Genomic DNA, 16,149 nt, shown 5'->3' on the forward strand with positions numbered 1-16,149 from the left:
ACCATGGCAGAAGACCTTTCGAAAGAGCAGCTAAAACCCGAGCACCCCGACCGTAAGACGGGGTATGAACGCATTCTGACCGATCCGGCGCCGCCTTGGTTTGTCGAGCTTTACCCAGGTGGCGATGGCACCGGCTTTTTTCAGAAACTGGAACGCCATTCGGTATTGTTTCATCAGCGTTCTGCATCGCAACTTGTGGTTAGCTTCGACAATATCGCAAACGCCAATGACCTGTCCTTTTCGCGCGAACCTTGGGGGTGGAAGTTTTTTCGCGATGAGGGATGGTCGCATATGGGGGTCTTTGCGCGCACGAAGGCGTGGTATCGCGACCCCGAGATCATCTCGTATTTCCAGAACCGTGCAGCCGAAGGGTTCTTCGACCAATATGAACAGGTCGTCTTTGCAGGTGCTTCGATGGGCGGGTTCGGGGCGCTGACTTTTTCTGAGCTGGTTCCGGGAGCTGTCGTGATTGCATTCAATCCGCAGACCTCGCTGGATGAACGCCTTGTGCCGTGGGAAACCAGATACCGTTTTGGGCAGGTGCAGGATTGGGATCTGCCGATGGGGGATGCAGCGCAAACCGTGGGTCAGGCTGGAAAGGCCTATGTATTCTATGATCCGTTTTTCGATCTCGACCGGAAGCAGGTAACGCGCTTACAGGGCGACAATGTGGTGTTGCTGAAAACGTGGTTTTCCAATCACTTTGCGGCACCGATGTTGCGCAAGCTCGATATTCTCAAACCGATCATGCAGCAGGCGATGAACGGGTCACTTGAGCCAGCGGAGTACTACAAGCTGATGCGAGCTCGTCGCAATTTGCCAATGGTCATGCGTGGGATCGAAGCGTTCGCTGGCGATCGCCACCCCGAGCTTGTGCAGCAGGCCCGCCGTCGGTTCCGGGTATTGCGCCGTGCCGCGCTGGAAAAGGCAAAGGAAGTCTCATGACGCCTGCGAAAGGGGTGTTCATCGGTCAGCGCAAAGACCGTATGGGTGCGCGCCTTCTGATGATGCTGACCTGCATTCGTCTGGCCGAGGATTTTGGCACAGACTACAAAGTAAATTGGTTCCCGCAGGGGGCTGACGCGCCTGAACTGGACCACCCGCAGGAGCTGTTCGCGCAAGATTGGATGGATGCGCATTTTCTTGCTTCCGAGGCGTTCGATGCGCTCAATAACAATGCTCTGCCGATCTGGGCCTTTCAGAGTGACAAAACGCCTGAACGACTGATTGCCCATCTTGAATCGGGACGCTCAGTTCTGGTCGAGGAGGGGTTCGAAGTACTGGCCTTCCCGTGGGAGGATATCGAGGCGATACGTCCAAGGTATCGCGAATTCGTCCGTCGGATCGGTTTTACGGATGAAATACGCGCTATCATGGACCGCGCTGATGAAAAGCTTTCGGGGCAGGGTGTGTCAGCCTATCACATCCGCCGCGGCGATATTCTGAACGGATTGCCTTGGAAGCACACCACATGGCCGGCCAAGATCGAACCTGAAGAATTTTATGAGGCGCATCTGGAGAAAAACGCCGACACCACGGCCATCATGTTTTCGGACCAACCGGAACTGATTGCCCGATTCCAGAAGCGGTTTCCGAAGCTGCTTAAAATGTCGGATATCGCAGACGTGTCGGGCATGACCCGTGCAAAGCGTGATTTTCTTGAGCTTTATACAATGTCCCGGGCCGATCAGGTGATTGCGCCTGTCATTTCGGCTTTTTCGATGGCCGCCGCGCGGATATCCGGTCAACAACGCAGGGTGTTTCGGGATGTATTGAGCGAGGCCGAGGTTGAAGTGGCCAACGAGGCCGCCTTAAACAGGCTCCATGAGCGGTTTAATGAGTTTCTGAGCGCGTCCGAGGCTGCGCATATCTACGCGAAGGTTCTTTTTCATTTAAACCGGTTGAATGCAGAGGATAGGTCGCAAGAGTCCTTTGAACTTGCCGAAAAGATACTGGACGCAGGCGCCGACAATGCGTTCTTGCCGTTACTTCAGTCCCTTAACCTTTTCTATTTGGACAGATGGGATGACGCCAGAGACATGGCTGAGACTGCTTTGCAGAGTCCCCATGTCTGGCCCGAAGATTACGCTGTGTTGTGCGCATTGAAATCTGCTGCATTGGGGGAACTTCGCAAACGCTGGCAGGCGGGTCTGGCGTTTAGCCAGGCCTTTTGGGCCAAGCCGATTAGGCCGGACGTATTGGTTTTTGGCTCGCGCGTTGTGTATCGTGATCAGATATCACTTCGGTTGTTTCCGCCAACCGATTGGTCTTTGCAGAAAGTTATCCGCAGGCCTTGGTTTAATTTCAATTCCCATGTTGCACAACGTAACGTGTTGGTACGCCTGCCGTGCAACTTCGATTTTCTATTATTGGACTGGTCTGATTTGGCATTGGATCAAAAGGCACGCAGACTTTTTGACAGCCAACCCCGCCTGAAGCAACTGCACGACGGGCTGGTGCGCATGACCGATATTCCCGACGCTGACCCCCGAGTCCAGAGTTTTTCTACGGTACTGAATGTTCACTTGGGGGAAATTCCGGCGACACGGGCCGTTGACATCATGCGCAGGGTTATTGCGAGCGTCCCGGAAAACCCCCTCTACCATAAACGCTTGGCTGAGCTTTATGAAAGCGAAGGAGATCAAGCCTCAGCTCGTTTGACGATGGCGAATGCGTTGGCCTGTGATCCGGATAATCCATTCTTGATATTTGCCATGGGCCGTTTCCTGGAGCGGAATGGTGCCGAAGAGCAAGGGCAGAACCAGATTCTGCAGGCCGCCGATCTGGATGAGGCGACTGCTTCAATTCAGGGTATGGCCGGGCAGATTCACCTACGACGGGGAAACAAAGGTAAGGCTAGGCCCTACCTTCAAAAAGCACATGATTTGTTTCCCCCTTATAAACGTTTTGCAAACCAATTGGCGCGTACGCGATCGTGATGGAGCAAGCTTTTTGTAACGCCAGAGGAATACCCTTGGTCGCGGCAGACAATAGGCTTAAGCTGTGTTCGGAGTGAAAGCCGCAGGATTTGAATTACAGTAATAAAAAGCGGCAGAACATGAGGCGAATAAGTGTCTGATCAGGCCCCCCGATATTTAAGCGTGACCCCCATGAAGAACGAAGGTCCCTTTGTTCTGGAATGGGTGGCGCATAACCGTGCGATCGGTGTTGACCAGATTGTCGTGATGACAAATGACTGCACCGACGGCACCGATGCGCTGCTGACACGTTTGCATGACCGGGGCATCGTGACTCATGTCGACAACAACTCTCGCCGCCAGACCAGCCCGCAAAAACGCGCCTATAAAAAATTCTTGAAAATGGAGGTCGCACGGCCGCAGGACTGGGTCGTTGTGATTGATGCGGATGAGCTCATCAATGTCAAAACCGGCGACAACACCCTGCGCGCCCTGACTGAGGCGATCCCAGACGCGAAAACGATCTCGATGACATGGCGGCTGTTCGGAAACTCTGGCGTCGTCAGATACGAGGACCGGTTCCTGTCGGATCAATTCCGTTGCGCCGCTGCCGAGCAGAAGCCTCGCCCTCCTCAGGCGTGGGGTTTCAAGACGATGTTCCAACGTGGGCTTTGGGATGCGCTGGGCGTTCACCGACCCAAACGCCCCACAGTCGAGACGATGGAGGAATGCCATTGGTACAACGGATCGGGGCAGTTAATGCCGGATCGCTATTACACAAACAGCTGGCGATCGGCGCGCGATTCCGTCGGGTATGATCTGGTGCAGGTCAATCACTATGCGTTGAAGTCGTGCGAAAGTTATCTGGTCAAGAAAATGCGCGGTCGTGCTCATCACCTGGGGGAAAGTCTCGGGATGGAATATTGGAACTTGATGAACCAGAACGCGGAAGAGGACGGTTCTATCGACGTTGTTCTGGACCGCAAGCGGGACATTTTCTACGATTTGATGTCTGACCCGGAAACGGCTCGGCTGCACCATATGTCCTGTGATTTGCACAGACAGCAGATTTCCCAGCTGCGCGAACAACCCGAGATGCAGGCGCTTATGCAGCAGATGACGGCGGACTTTGCCGACCATCACGCGGAATGAACGGGAACATCTCGGACACAGGAGGCAACTGATGCTGTGGCTGCATTTGGGCATGCCCAAGACCGGCACGACTGCGCTACAGGGGTTTGTGCGCAACAATGCGGCTATGCTGGCAGATGCGGGTTTGAGGTATATTGAGACCGGGCGGCGCAGGCTGGACGGTGGCAAACGCCTTGCGATCAGCCACAATATCATCGCCTTCCATATCAATCAAAGCAGCCATCCGGTCGACCCCTTTCGCGAGATGATGGCCGCTGAATACGATGCGCATCGGGATCAGACCTGCCTGGTTTCTTCGGAAATGCTATATTCATGTGACATGACGAAGCTGGCGCAGATTTTCGCTGAAATCCCATCGCGTGAGCTGAGGATTACGTTCTATTGCCGCCGGTATTCGGACTTTTTCGAAGCCGACTATAAACAGCGCGCCAAGAATGGGCGGTTGAGCAGCGGCGTGTCTGAATTTGTGCGGGACCGTCTGGAAAAGATCAGGGCCAACCCCGAGCTTTTCACATTCTCTGCAAAGGTTGATCAGATCCAGCAGGCCTTTCCGGGGGTGACGATTGTTCCATCACTCTATGAGCGCTCGGAAATGGTAAGGGGCCATGTGGTCGATGACTTTATGACGCGGATTGGTGTGCCCTTGCCCGATGGGGGCGCGGTTGGTCAGCCCTCGAACCCGTCGCAGTCACGTGCGGCGAGCGAAGCCTTTGGCATCATAACCCGGGCCATGGGGCGGCAAAAAAGCCGACGGTTGCGTCGGCGTGTCGTCGAGGATCCCGTTATGGTCCGCCGCAACGACGTGCTGGAGCCGGACGAGCGGATCTGGCTGGATGAATGCCTCGCCGAGCACGACGTCGCGTTTCAGCAGGAGTTTTTTCCCGACCGTCCGCAATTGTTCAGCCCAACTATTTTGAGCGACGAGGATCAAAGGTTTCGTCGGGACACACCCGAGGAGTATGATGCGCTCCGTCATGCGTCAGAGATCGTGTTCCGCATGGCGCTGGAAGATTGAGTGTCAGGGTTCGATCTTGATTTCCTGACGCTGGCGACCGGTTGTCTTGTCAAAGATCAAAATGCGGTTGTCGTCTGTCACCACCGCGTACCAGTTGTTGCCGATGGTCACGGCCTGCGCTTTTGCGCCATCGGGCAGTTCGACCTGATCGGGCAGGGTGGGGGTGCGGTCCGATAGCCGGATGACAATCAACGCGAATGTCACTAGAACCCCGCCAATCATCACCGCGGTCAGCAGCATGACCATTCTCCGCAGCAGGCGAAGCTGTGGCGTTTCCTGCGGTTCTTGGGGTTCGGAAGGGACAGTCATGAGCACCCGTCAGATTGAGTTTCAGATCGCGGCCGATCCGCCGCCACGCCTTGATAAGGCGCTTTCGCGGGATGTGCCAGTCGAGGAAAACCTGTCGCGCACACGGTTGGCTAAACTGATAGACGAAGGTGCCGTTCTAGTGAACGGCGCCGAAGTTCGCGATCCCAAGGCCAAAGTGGCCGAAGGGGCTTTGGTAGAGATTTCAGTGGCCGAGGCCGAAGACAGCCATATCGGCCCTGAAGATATCCCGTTGGAGGTGGTTTTCGAGGATACCGATCTGATCGTTATCAACAAACCGTCGGGTATGGTCGTGCACCCTGCGCCGGGTTCTCCGAACGGGACGCTGGTCAATGCGTTGTTGCATCATTGTGGTGAAGACCTGTCCGGCGTTGGCGGGGTAAAACGTCCTGGTATCGTGCACCGGATCGATAAAGAGACCAGCGGCCTGCTGGTGGTTGCGAAATCTGATGCGGCGCATCACGGGTTGGCAGCTCAGTTCGAAGCGCACAGTGTCGAGCGTTATTATCGCGCCGTGTGTTACGGTGTGCCCGACGCTAACGATCCACGTCTGCGCGGGGTGAAAGGGGTCAGTTTCGAGCCTGGAAACATCATGCGGCTGACCACGCAGTTGGCCCGCCATAAAACCGATCGGCAGAGACAGACGGTTCTGTTCCACGGCGGTCGTCATGCAGTGACGCGGGCGCGTGTGGTCGAGACATTTGGCAACCCGGTAGGGTTGGCTCTGGTAGAATGCTGGCTGGAAACCGGTCGCACGCATCAGATACGCGTGCATATGGCCCATGCAGGCCATGGGTTGGTGGGTGATCCGGTCTATGGCGGCAAGCGCAAACTGGCAGCAAAAGCGTTCAGCGCCATCACGTCTGAGGCGGTGCGCACGTTTCCCCGGCAGGCGTTACATGCGGCAGTTTTGGGGTTCGAACACCCTGTTACAAGTGAGAACCTGAGGTTTGAGGCCGCGCTGCCTGACGACATGCAGAAACTTATTGATCAGCTCCGCTCGCCACTGACATAATACGCAAAGTTGCGTGAATAAGAATTTCTTAGGTTTCCTTTATCCATCGTTAATTCCAAACTGTTAACGGTACCTCTTGAACGCGTGGGTATGGATTCCCATATCCCATGTTAACGACTTAAACATTTGTCGGAGGGACATGAAAAATGGCAAATTACGCAAATCTCCCCGCGCCGACGCCGGAAGGCGGACTGAACCGCTATATGCAGGAAATTCGCAAATTTCCGCTGCTTGAGCCGGAAGAAGAGTACATGCTCGCCAAGCGCTGGGTGGAAGAGCAAGACACTGAAGCTGCGCATAAAATGGTCACGTCGCACCTGCGACTGGCCGCCAAAATTGCTATGGGCTATCGCGGCTATGGCCTGCCACAGGCCGAGGTGATTTCCGAGGCCAATGTAGGCCTGATGCAGGCGGTCAAAAAGTTCGACCCCGAAAAGGGATTCCGTCTGGCGACCTACGCGATGTGGTGGATTCGTGCATCAATTCAGGAATACGTCCTGAGATCGTGGTCAATGGTCAAACTGGGTACTACTTCGGCCCAGAAAAAGCTGTTCTTTAATCTGCGCAAAGCCAAGGCGCGTATTGGTGCGCTGGAAGAAGGCGACCTGCGACCTGAAAACGTCAAGCAGATTGCTGAAGATCTGGGCGTGACCGAAGAAGAGGTCATCAGCATGAACCGCCGGATGTCGGGTGGCGACGCCTCGTTGAACGCGACTGTTGGGAGCGAAGGCGAAGGCTCCATGCAGTGGCAGGACTGGCTTGAGGACGAAGATGCCGATCAGGCCGGTGATTATGAGGCGCGCGACGAATTGGACGCACGGCGCGAGTTGCTGGCGGCCGCTTTGGATGTGCTGAACGACCGGGAAAAAGACATTCTGACGCAACGCCGTCTGATGGATCAGCCGGTCACGCTGGAAGAGCTGAGCACGCAGTACAACGTCAGCCGCGAGCGTATTCGCCAGATCGAAGTGCGTGCCTTTGAGAAGCTGCAGAAAAAGATGCGTGAACTGGCGCGTGAAAAAGGCATGCTTGGTACCGTCTGAAGTATTTAGATACGGAAAGGAAAACCCGCCGAAACCGGCGGGTTTTCTGGTTTAAGCGAAGATAAAATCTTCTTCCGACAAATTGCGGCCTCCGGGCCCTACCAGTTCAATGCTGTCGCCATCGCCGAGGTCGATTGTCGTTCGCAGGAAGCCACTCGAAATATCGTCTTCGATATCCTCGAAATTCTCGATCCCTTCATAACCGCTCAAGTCGATTTTGTCCCGACCAGCCTTGAAGCCCAGGATCGTGTCGTCACCGTCGCCATTCTCAAAGACAAAAGTGTCTTTGCCGCGTCCGCCGAACAGAAAATCATCCCCGGCGCCACCATCGATCAGGTCGGCTCCGCGTCCACCAAAGATCTGATCGTTGCCTTCGTCACCACGCAGGATATCTTTGCCCCGACCTCCGAATATGATGTCATTGCCGGTGCCACCAAGGGCCACATCGTTGCCGCGCCCGGCCTTGATCACATCATTACCACCACCGCCATGCACAAAGTCTTGACCGCGACCGGTAAAGTGGAATTCGTCCGAGTCATCCCCAATGATGAAATCGGTGTTCTTTTGCCCCAGAATGCTGGATACAGAAACCGGCAGCAAAACACCATCAAGCACATGGATAATCCCGTTCGAAGCCTCAACATCAAAGGCAACAAGCCCGGGGTCGGGGATTCCGGGGTCTGCATCTTCGAGGCTGGGGGGAGAACTTAGAAGGTTCAGCTCAAGGTTTGTACCCAACAGCGTTTCGATTTCGGCGCCATCGCCCAGGCTGACAACAGCGTCTTTTGTGAATGAGCCATCCACAACGTGATATTTAAGAATGTTGGTCAGCAAAGGCAGCGGATCACCTCCGCCCAGAAGCGTCAGCGCTTTTACTATGTGATTGAGCGATCCGGCCTCATCCGAACCTTCGTAACCCAACGCCTGCGCCAGGGATATGAACGCCGCGTCTGATGGTGCGAAAACGGTCAGGTCCACTTCGTCGCTGTCCAAAGTTCCGGCAAGTCCGGCCGCGATGACTGCTTCGCGCAGAATGTCGAAGTCACCTGAGTTGTCGTCGAAGGTCCCTGGATCACCGCTGATTTCGATGACTTTTCCAGTGATCGTTGGTACGTCTGGCATGTCTGGCATGTCGTGTCTCTCCCACCCTGGTTTTACGGCCAAAGGAAAGGCACCCGGCGGGGTAAATCTTTCCCTTGGCAATACTGCTGTTACGGCGGGAAGCAGAAACCGGATCACAAAATTTGGGTGTGGCAATCCGGTTCATGTCTGCGCTTTGGGCAAGGCGGTAGAGTTTTCAGGCGCAATTACATGATCTTATGGGTGTGCGAACTTCAGTTGAGTTGCTGCCGAAAAATCCGAACCATGTTTTCACCCATCACCTTGCGGATTTGCGTTTCGCTCAGCCCCTGATCCAACAGGGCAGAGGTCAGTGCGGCCAGCTCCGATGTGTCAAAGGCGGTTTCAACCGACCCGTCATAGTCCGATCCCAGCGACACGTGATCCTCTCCGACGGTTTCAATGGCTGATTTAATCATCTTGGCGATGCCGGTCGGAGTTATGTCCCCGCAGGTGACGTCAGCCCAGTAGCCCATGCCAATCACACCTCCGGTCGCGGCAATGTTCTGCATCAGATCGTCCGGGTAGTTCCGTTTGACCGGGCAAAAGCCATGTAAGCCGCTGTGGCTGACGATCAGGGGAACATCAGTCATCGCGATCACTTCGCGCGCGACTTGCGGGCTAGAATGGGCCAGATCAATAACGACAGGCCGCTGTGCCAATTCGGACACAACCTGACGACCGAAACTGGTCAGGCCCGGACTTCCCTGTCCATGCAGCGACCCACCCAATTCATTGTCGAAAAAGTGGTGCAGTCCAAAGACCCGATGTCCGGCTTCGTACAGAACGTCAAGATTGCTCAGATCTCCTTCCAGCGCGTGCGCACCCTCGATGCCAAGGATGCCGCCCACCATCGGTTCGCCTGCGGCGCGGGCATCCAAAACTGAATCCAGATCAGCGCGGGATTTGACGACTTTCAACTGGCCGTCCGAGGCCGCCTCGAATTGGTGCAGTTTTTCGGCTTGATATACCGCGCGCTCTTTCAGGCTGGTCCAAGTGCGCAGTGGCCACAACTGTCCGATGGCCAGAAGGGTAATATTGTCAAAGGCTTCGGATGAGTTTGCCTCATAGTTCTGGCCGGCAGGGGATTTGGTGACGGCGGTGAAAACCTGCAAGGCCACGTTGCCTTCAATCAGGCGAGGAATATCAACCTGACCACGTGTGCCGCGTTCAGTCAGATCACGGCTCCAAAGCAGAGGATCCGCGTGAAGATCGCCGACTATCAAGGTTTCGTGCAGAGCCCTCGCGTTATCTGACACATCAAAAGGGGCGTGGTCGATCACGTTGTTGCGCTGAGCCTCGATGTAAGGTGGCAGAAAGCCGAAAAACACCGCGGCACCAACGAGGATCGCCAACGTCAGCAAACCGCCCACCCATTTGAAAAATCCCCGCATATACGCCTCCTGCCAAAAACAGGTTCAGATTACGGAGGTCGGAGGCTGAGAAAAGCCTGACTTTACGTCGCTAGCTTGCTACAGAGGTCTCAAAATTGGTCCGTTAGCGATAACTGTCGGATTCAGTCGCGATTTACGTACGTCGGAGGAGAAGATGCACAAACCAGTTCAATGGGGGATATTGGGGGCGGCCAAGTTTGCCCGTCAGCACATGGCACCTGCGATTCATGCGGCCAATGGGGCGCAGCTCGCTGGGCTGGCCACATCGAGTGCGGCTAAGGCACAACCTTTTCAGTTCTATTGCCCCGATCTTACCGTCTACGACAGTTATGATGCACTGTTGGAGGACCCTCGGATTGAAGCTGTCTATATCCCTTTGCCCAACCACCTGCATGTGGAATGGAGCCTAAAGGCGCTGGATGCAGGCAAACATGTTCTGTGCGAAAAGCCGATGGCCATGACGGCTGAGGAGTTCACTCCGCTCATCCAAAAAAGGGATGAGACAGGGTTGCTTGCGGCCGAAGCCTACATGATTGTCCATCACCCACAGTGGCAATTGGTGCGAAAGCTCATCGCGGATGGGGCCATCGGCAAGCTGGCACATGTAACGGGCGCGTTCAGCTTCGACAATCGAGTGGACATCGGGAACATTCGTAACCGCGCGGAAACTGGCGGCGGTGGTCTGCGGGATATCGGAGTCTATGTGATCGGTGGCGCGCGTTTTGCGACAGGGCAGGAACCGGTGACAGTGCAGTCCGCGATCCGTTGGGAGGACGGGATAGATATCTTCACCGAGATTCGCGCACAATTCCCGGACTTTACCTATTCCAGCTATGTCTCGATCCGTATGCATCCGCATCAGGAGATGGTGTTTCATGGTGAGGGCGGCGTTATCCGCCTGACAGCGCCTTTCAACGCGCGGCTCTTTGGTGAGGCGCGGGTGGAACTGCATCGTCCCGGTCTTGAAATGCAGGTCACGCGCTTTCCTGGTGACGATCATTATAAGTTGCAGGTCGAGGCGTTTTGCAGATCGGTTCGGGATGGCGAGGAATACCCATGCCCGCTGGAATTTTCACGCGGTACGCAAGAGATGATTGATCGCGTTTTTGAGGGGGCTGTTTCGCTCTGACTTGCCACGTGGCTTGTGGCTCGGCTAATCTGGCGGGCACCTGATCGGGAGGGAGACCATGGCAGGCGGCTGGGCGCGCGACGGTGCGGTAAGCGAACAGATTGAGGCGTCCATTTCGGACGAATTGGCCCGGATGCAGGCGCAGAAGCGACCTGTGGGGGAAAGCCTGACCCATTGCGCGGAATGCGAAGAACCGATCCCGGAAAAGCGCCGTATTGCTCTGCCCGGTGTCAAGCTTTGCCTCGATTGTCAGCAGGAACGCGACGGGACCTTCAAGGCGCGTGCCGGGATCAACCGGCGCGGCTCCAAAGACAGTCAGCTGAAGTAAACGGGGCGGAAGAATGCCCGGCACCAAGCTACTGCAAAACGGGTTGGTTCTTGGCTTTCTGGCGGCATTTCTCTGGGGTACACACAGCGTCATTGTCCGGTATCTGACCAGCGATCTGGGAGGCCTGCAGATCGCGGTTACACGCCTGTTTATCGCAGCACTTGCCATCTATGTCATGCTGCGCATGATGCGGGTTTCGGTGTCAATCCGGCTAAGTGATTGGAACTTTCGGTTGGCTGTTCTGTCCACAGTGGTCAACTACATCCTATTCCACACCGGGCTAGAGCATACAGGCGCAGCCAACGCTATGGTTCTAGAGAACACCGCCCCGTTTTTTGTGTTGGTCTTCCTGTATTTCTTCGCTGACACGCCGGTTACACGGACGGATGTATTGGCCACGGCACTGGCAATTTTCGGTGTTTTTCTAACTGTTTACCGTGATTTTCAGGGGGGCGGAGAGCCCTTGTACGGCGACCTGTTAGAAATCGGAGCCGGTCTCAGCTGGGCGGTATTCCTGATCTCAAGCAGCAGGGCGATGCGGAGTTCGGAAACAACAGCGGAACGACTGAATTTCCTCTTCGGCATCTTCGTATGCGCAGGGGTGTTGCTGGTGCCCATAGCTGCATTTTCACTGCAAATCCCCACGGCCAACGATGTGGTATTTCTGATCTTGCTGGGGGTGTTGCCGACTGCCTTAGCCTACTACCTGTGGTATGAGGCTGCCGCCCGCGTCTCGACGCTGACGGCAACCCTGATGTTTGCCGCATCCGTGGTGTTCACGTTCATCAACTCAGCTTTGTTTCTGGGGGCCGCAATAACGCCGATTGCAGCCCTGGGTGCCGTATTGATTGTGGCAGCCGTGTTCCTGACGACCAAAAGCCAGAAGTAATCAGTCTTCCATCGCTTCCAGTTCGTCAATGAAACCAGAGATCATCGACAAGCCCTTATCCCAAAACTTCGGATCGCTGGCGTCCAGCCCAAACGGGGCCAGTAGTTCCTTGTGGTGTTTCGAGCCCCCGGCGCGAAGCATCTCGAAATACTTGTCCTCGAAACCCTCGGACCCGCTTTCGTAAACCGAATAGAGCGCGTTTACCAAACCGTCGCCAAACGCATAGGCGTAGACGTAGAAGGGCGAGTGGACGAAGTGCGGAATGTAAGCCCAGAAGGTCTCGTACCCTTCCATGAATTCGAAGGCTGGGCCAAGGCTTTCAGCCTGAACGCTCATCCACAGGGCGTTGATATCATCGGGGGTCAGCTCGCCTTCGCGGCGCGCAGCGTGCAGCTTGCATTCAAAGTCGTAGAACGCGATCTGGCGGACGACCGTGTTGATCATGTCTTCGACCTTGCCCGCCAGCAGCACTTTGCGCTGTTCGGGGGGTTCGGCCTGATCCAGCATCTTGCGGAAGGTCAGCATCTCACCAAAGACAGAGGCCGTTTCGGCCAGGGTTAGAGGGGTCGAGGACAGCATCTCACCCTGATCGGCAGCCAGTACCTGGTGCACGCCGTGGCCCAGCTCGTGCGCCAGGGTCATCACGTCGCGCGGTTTGCCCAGATAGTTGAGCATCACGTAGGGGTGAACCTCGGTCACAGTTGGATGCGCAAATGCGCCCGGCGCCTTGCCGGGTTTCACTGCCGCGTCGATCCAGCCCTTCGAGAAGAATGGAGCCGCGATTTCACCCATGCGAGGATCAAAGGCATTGTATGCCTCCATGACTGTTTTCTCGGCTTCGTCCCACCCAACGATACGGGTGTCTTCCATCGGCAGGGGCGCGTTGCGGTCCCAGACCTGCATGACGTCCAGCCCCAGCCACTTCCGCTTGAGCTCATAATAGCGGTGGCTCAGCTTGGGGTAGGCGGCAACCACCGCTTCGCGCAGGGCCTCGACCACCTCGGGTTCGACGTCGTTCGACAGGTGGCGACCGGTCTGTGCTGTTGGCATGTTGCGCCAGCGATCGACGATTTCCTTTTCCTTGGCTTGCGTATTGTGCACGCGGGCGAAGGTTTTGATGTTGTCTTGAAACACGCTTGCCAGCTCACGTGCGGCAGCTTCGCGTTTGCTGCGGTCCTGCTCCGTCAGCAGGTTCAGGGCGCCTTCGATGTTCAGCTCGTCGCCGTTCACGGTAAAGGTCAGACCGGCGATGGTTTCATCGAACAAACGCTCCCACGCGTCACCTACTACACCCAGATCGTGCAGGAACTTCTCAAGCTCGTCAGACAGCTGGTAAGGCTTCATCGCGCGGATGCGGCGGAACACGGGCTCGTACCGGGCCAGATCGGTATTCGCGTCGAAATTAGCTTTCAGAACGTCATCATCAATGCGGTTGATTTCCAGTGTGAAGAATACCAGAGGTGTAGTGAAGATGGTGATCTTTTCCTGCATGTCCGACAAGAACTTGGCGCGCTCGGCATCGGTAGTCAGCTGGTAATAGCGTAGACCAGCAAAGGACATGATGCGACCGGCGATGGCATTGATTTTCTCGTTCCGCTGCACACAGGTCAGTAGGCCCTGGGCATCCAGATCGGCCAACTTGCCTTCGTAGTCCGCCGCGAAAGAGGCGCATTCACCCTCCAGCCACTCAAGATCCCGGTCCAGCTCTGGCGCGTCTTCCGAACTGTACAGATCGGTCAGATCCCATTCCGGCAGATTGCCAAGATCGCCGGTACCTCCGGCTGCGTTTGCGTCACGGACGGGAAAGGGAAGGTCGCGCATGGATCACCTCGGAAAATCTGCTTTGGCAAACATCTAGGCGCGGTAGGTCAGGATCACAAGCCGCCTTTACGTTAGGGTTTCTTTAGCTCGACAGTGCAGGTTTCGGAGACGTGGCCTGCTGAGTGGCCAGAAAATGGGACGCCAGTTGTTCAAAAACCGGGCCGCGCACTTCGGGGGCCTCCATCAGAACTTCGTGTTCCCCGTCAGGAATTTCGACCAGAGTGCCGTTAGGCCAGTTTGCCATGCGTGTGCGGATGGCCTTGCGGTCCACGATTTGCTCGTGGCTGCCCAAAAATGTCAGGCAGGGCGTTGCAGGTGCCGGCTGATCCATCAGCCATTCGCATTCTTCCAGCGCTTCACGCAGCCAGATCGTGGAAGGCGCTCCAAGTGCCATTGCGGGATAGGCCGTCAGTTGATCCTGCATCATCTTGTACATCGCCGGATCACGGGTCAGCATATTACCCTCAAAAGGCTGCGAAGCCACATAGCTTGCAAGCGACGTGGTCGGAGGGATTTTCTCACCCAGCCCGATTCGCGGCCCCCAATAGGCGGTCAACCGGCTGAGCGGTTTCATGATCGGCGTGAAAAAGATGCCCCACATTGGCCCGGTAAAAGCGCAGGCGGTGAAACAATCGCGCTCCAGTATTGCGCGCAAGCCGATCGCTCCGCCCATCGAATGGCCAATCACGTACCACGGTTTTGGCAGTTCAAGCTCGTCGGCAAGGTCCAGGGTGGCCTGCACGTCTTTCTGATAATCGGTGAACCGGTCGACATGTCCGATACGGTGATCATCCAGCAGTCGATCCGCCAGGCCCTGGCCACGCCAGTCTACCGCAAGGGCGGCAAAGCCACGATCGATAAATTCACCAGCTGCGTTTCCGTATTTTTCGATATATTCCGTGCGGCCGGGGAATATCATGACCGTGCCGAGCGCATCCGTCTTTGGCCGCCAGTGGCCGACACGGATACGTTCATTGTCCGCGGTCGTCAGCCAATGGGCTGAACCTCCCGGTGGTCCGCCGGCCACGTCTTCATAAAGAGGGGCCGGCGAGAACAGCATCAGGCCAGTACCGACGACAGTTTCATTGCGACGCCCATGTCGCCGTCGACTGTCAGCTTACCGGACATGAATGCGCCGGTCGGATTCAGTTCACCGCTGAGGATCTGTTCAAAGGTATCTGCGTCCGCGCTTAGGGTGACGTCTGCGTCGTCGTCGCTGACGCGCGCGCCGTCCGAATCCAGAACGATGGCACCCAGATCGGCGATGGCAAATTTTGCCGACGAGTCAAAATCGCCACCCGCAAGTTTTTCGTTCAGTGCGGCAGCAGCCTTTTCAAGAATGTCGCTCATGATCTTCCTCATTTAGTTAGTGCGCCGTGAATGGACATCCCCGGTCGCAACGCTACACTGAACATTGTTATGGGCGTTGCAATAAACAAACTCAAAGATACCGTTGCGGCACTTTTTGTCACGGTCATGTTTTCCACCAGTTCACTGGCTCAACAGGCGGACTCGCGGGACGAGGCCGTGTTGCTGCTGCAATTGTCGCAGGCCACGCCGGAACAGGCAATTGGTTTGGACCGGCAGCTCAAGGCGTTATGGGCGCAATCTGGATCGGCTTCGGCGGATCTACTGCTGGAACGGGGGCGGGAAGCGTTGGATGACGGGGATATCCTGGCTGCCATCGAACATCTGACAGCCCTGACCGACCATGCACCGGGTTTCGCCGAAGGCTGGAGCCTGCGCGCCTCTGCGTTTTTTGGCATGGAGCGATACGGCATGGCAGCAGCCGATCTTGAGCATGCGCTGACACTAAACCCGAATAATTACGAGGCGATATTTGGGCTTGGTCTGATATTCGAGATCATCGGACAACCCGACAAGGCCCTGGTCGCTTATGAGCGCGCGTTGGCTATACATCCCCACCACGAAGAAGTAACCAATGCGGTGAATCGATTGAAGCCTCAGGTCGAGGGCTCGGCCCTCTAAGGAAACGGGG

The 16,149-nt window shown here is 56.0% G+C and carries 16 protein-coding genes; 10 read left to right on the plus strand and 6 right to left on the minus strand.

Annotation, left to right across the window (positions count from 1 at the left end; translation table 11 throughout):
- Nucleotides 1–3 precede the first annotated feature (3 nt).
- The 4 genes from ACR0IY_RS00760 to ACR0IY_RS00775 all read left to right on the plus strand — a co-directional run bounded on the left by ACR0IY_RS00760 (nucleotide 4) and on the right by ACR0IY_RS00775 (nucleotide 5,085).
- Nucleotides 4–945, plus strand: coding sequence for a hypothetical protein (locus tag ACR0IY_RS00760; RefSeq protein WP_480669834.1), 942 nt, complete (start codon nucleotides 4–6; stop codon nucleotides 943–945).
- Nucleotides 942–2,939, plus strand: coding sequence for a hypothetical protein (locus ACR0IY_RS00765; RefSeq protein WP_480669835.1), 1,998 nt, complete (start codon nucleotides 942–944; stop codon nucleotides 2,937–2,939). Before ACR0IY_RS00760 ends, ACR0IY_RS00765 begins: the two co-directional genes overlap by 4 nt.
- A 171-nt stretch (nucleotides 2,940–3,110) precedes the next feature.
- A complete protein-coding gene (locus tag ACR0IY_RS00770) occupies nucleotides 3,111–4,070 on the plus strand; it encodes a glycosyltransferase family 2 protein (protein WP_480669836.1) in 960 nt (319 codons plus the stop codon).
- A gap of 31 nt (nucleotides 4,071–4,101) precedes the next feature.
- Nucleotides 4,102–5,085 (plus strand): hypothetical protein, encoded by a 984-nt coding sequence (locus ACR0IY_RS00775; RefSeq protein WP_480669837.1) that lies wholly within the window; start codon nucleotides 4,102–4,104, stop codon nucleotides 5,083–5,085.
- A 3-nt stretch (nucleotides 5,086–5,088) separates the two neighbouring features.
- On the opposite strand, the gene ACR0IY_RS00780 is transcribed toward ACR0IY_RS00775, so the two are convergent.
- Entirely contained in the window at nucleotides 5,089–5,394 is a 306-nt protein-coding gene (locus ACR0IY_RS00780) for a DUF6476 family protein (RefSeq protein WP_480669838.1), read from the minus strand.
- Between ACR0IY_RS00780 and ACR0IY_RS00785 the strand changes: the two genes are divergently transcribed.
- Complete coding sequence (locus ACR0IY_RS00785; protein WP_480669839.1) at nucleotides 5,393–6,427, plus strand: RluA family pseudouridine synthase; 1,035 nt, start codon at nucleotides 5,393–5,395, stop codon at nucleotides 6,425–6,427. The genes ACR0IY_RS00780 and ACR0IY_RS00785 overlap by 2 nt on opposite strands.
- Nucleotides 6,428–6,573: 146 nt before the next feature.
- The gene (gene rpoH, locus ACR0IY_RS00790) at nucleotides 6,574–7,470 is read left to right on the plus strand and encodes an RNA polymerase sigma factor RpoH (protein ID WP_480669841.1); all 897 of its coding nucleotides are present in this window, start codon (nucleotides 6,574–6,576) and stop codon (nucleotides 7,468–7,470) included.
- Between the two features lie 51 nt (nucleotides 7,471–7,521).
- On the opposite strand, the gene ACR0IY_RS00795 is transcribed toward rpoH, so the two are convergent.
- Nucleotides 7,522–8,601 carry a fasciclin domain-containing protein gene (locus tag ACR0IY_RS00795; protein ID WP_480669842.1) on the minus strand — a complete coding sequence of 360 codons (1,080 nt, stop codon included), beginning with the start codon at nucleotides 8,599–8,601 and terminating at the stop codon, nucleotides 7,522–7,524.
- 203 nt (nucleotides 8,602–8,804) lie between these two features.
- Nucleotides 8,805–9,983, minus strand: a complete 1,179-nt coding sequence (locus ACR0IY_RS00800) for a dipeptidase (RefSeq protein WP_480669844.1) — start codon at nucleotides 9,981–9,983, stop codon at nucleotides 8,805–8,807.
- Nucleotides 9,984–10,137: 154 nt separating this feature from the next.
- On the opposite strand from ACR0IY_RS00800, the gene ACR0IY_RS00805 reads away from it, so the two are divergent.
- From ACR0IY_RS00805 to ACR0IY_RS00815, 3 genes are read left to right on the plus strand one after another with little or no spacing between them, the layout of a single operon-like run.
- Nucleotides 10,138–11,112 (plus strand): Gfo/Idh/MocA family protein, encoded by a 975-nt coding sequence (locus tag ACR0IY_RS00805; protein WP_480669846.1) that lies wholly within the window; start codon nucleotides 10,138–10,140, stop codon nucleotides 11,110–11,112.
- Nucleotides 11,113–11,170: 58 nt separating this feature from the next.
- Nucleotides 11,171–11,440, plus strand: a complete 270-nt coding sequence (locus ACR0IY_RS00810; protein ID WP_480669847.1) for a DksA/TraR family C4-type zinc finger protein — start codon at nucleotides 11,171–11,173, stop codon at nucleotides 11,438–11,440.
- A 13-nt stretch (nucleotides 11,441–11,453) separates the two neighbouring features.
- Entirely contained in the window at nucleotides 11,454–12,329 is an 876-nt protein-coding gene (locus ACR0IY_RS00815; protein WP_480669849.1) for a DMT family transporter, read from the plus strand.
- Here ACR0IY_RS00815 and ACR0IY_RS00820 read toward each other — a convergent pair whose 3' ends face one another.
- The 3 genes from ACR0IY_RS00820 to ACR0IY_RS00830 form a co-directional block, all read right to left on the minus strand.
- The gene (locus tag ACR0IY_RS00820) at nucleotides 12,330–14,150 is read right to left on the minus strand and encodes a M3 family oligoendopeptidase (RefSeq protein WP_480669850.1); all 1,821 of its coding nucleotides are present in this window, start codon (nucleotides 14,148–14,150) and stop codon (nucleotides 12,330–12,332) included.
- An 82-nt stretch (nucleotides 14,151–14,232) separates the two neighbouring features.
- A complete protein-coding gene (locus tag ACR0IY_RS00825) occupies nucleotides 14,233–15,210 on the minus strand; it encodes an alpha/beta fold hydrolase (protein ID WP_480669851.1) in 978 nt (325 codons plus the stop codon).
- Entirely contained in the window at nucleotides 15,210–15,500 is a 291-nt protein-coding gene (locus ACR0IY_RS00830) for an SCP2 sterol-binding domain-containing protein (RefSeq protein WP_480669852.1), read from the minus strand. Before ACR0IY_RS00830 ends, ACR0IY_RS00825 begins: the two co-directional genes overlap by 1 nt.
- 30 nt (nucleotides 15,501–15,530) lie before the next feature.
- Here ACR0IY_RS00830 and ACR0IY_RS00835 point away from each other — a divergent pair, with 30 nt between their 5' ends.
- Entirely contained in the window at nucleotides 15,531–16,139 is a 609-nt protein-coding gene (locus tag ACR0IY_RS00835; protein WP_480669853.1) for a tetratricopeptide repeat protein, read from the plus strand.
- Nucleotides 16,140–16,149: the final 10 nt, after the last annotated feature.

This window comes from Ruegeria sp. BC1 (genome assembly GCF_056539305.1).

Excerpts from the sequence above, each read along its gene's own strand:
- ACR0IY_RS00760 (WP_480669834.1), top strand. The coding sequence starts at position 4 with ATGGCAGAAGACCTTTCGAAAGAGCAGCTAAAACCCGAGCACCCCGAC.
- ACR0IY_RS00765 (WP_480669835.1), top strand. The coding sequence starts at position 942 with ATGACGCCTGCGAAAGGGGTGTTCATCGGTCAGCGCAAAGACCGTATG.
- ACR0IY_RS00770 (WP_480669836.1), top strand. The coding sequence starts at position 3,111 with ATGAAGAACGAAGGTCCCTTTGTTCTGGAATGGGTGGCGCATAACCGT.
- ACR0IY_RS00775 (WP_480669837.1), top strand. The coding sequence starts at position 4,102 with ATGCTGTGGCTGCATTTGGGCATGCCCAAGACCGGCACGACTGCGCTA.
- ACR0IY_RS00785 (WP_480669839.1), top strand. The coding sequence starts at position 5,393 with ATGAGCACCCGTCAGATTGAGTTTCAGATCGCGGCCGATCCGCCGCCA.
- ACR0IY_RS00780 (WP_480669838.1), bottom strand. The coding sequence starts at position 5,394 with ATGACTGTCCCTTCCGAACCCCAAGAACCGCAGGAAACGCCACAGCTT.
- rpoH (WP_480669841.1), top strand. The coding sequence starts at position 6,574 with ATGGCAAATTACGCAAATCTCCCCGCGCCGACGCCGGAAGGCGGACTG.
- ACR0IY_RS00795 (WP_480669842.1), bottom strand. The coding sequence starts at position 8,601 with ATGCCAGACATGCCAGACGTACCAACGATCACTGGAAAAGTCATCGAA.
- ACR0IY_RS00800 (WP_480669844.1), bottom strand. The coding sequence starts at position 9,983 with ATGCGGGGATTTTTCAAATGGGTGGGCGGTTTGCTGACGTTGGCGATC.
- ACR0IY_RS00805 (WP_480669846.1), top strand. The coding sequence starts at position 10,138 with ATGCACAAACCAGTTCAATGGGGGATATTGGGGGCGGCCAAGTTTGCC.
- ACR0IY_RS00810 (WP_480669847.1), top strand. The coding sequence starts at position 11,171 with ATGGCAGGCGGCTGGGCGCGCGACGGTGCGGTAAGCGAACAGATTGAG.
- ACR0IY_RS00815 (WP_480669849.1), top strand. The coding sequence starts at position 11,454 with ATGCCCGGCACCAAGCTACTGCAAAACGGGTTGGTTCTTGGCTTTCTG.
- ACR0IY_RS00820 (WP_480669850.1), bottom strand. The coding sequence starts at position 14,150 with ATGCGCGACCTTCCCTTTCCCGTCCGTGACGCAAACGCAGCCGGAGGT.
- ACR0IY_RS00825 (WP_480669851.1), bottom strand. The coding sequence starts at position 15,210 with ATGCTGTTCTCGCCGGCCCCTCTTTATGAAGACGTGGCCGGCGGACCA.
- ACR0IY_RS00830 (WP_480669852.1), bottom strand. The coding sequence starts at position 15,500 with ATGAGCGACATTCTTGAAAAGGCTGCTGCCGCACTGAACGAAAAACTT.
- ACR0IY_RS00835 (WP_480669853.1), top strand. The coding sequence starts at position 15,531 with ATGGACATCCCCGGTCGCAACGCTACACTGAACATTGTTATGGGCGTT.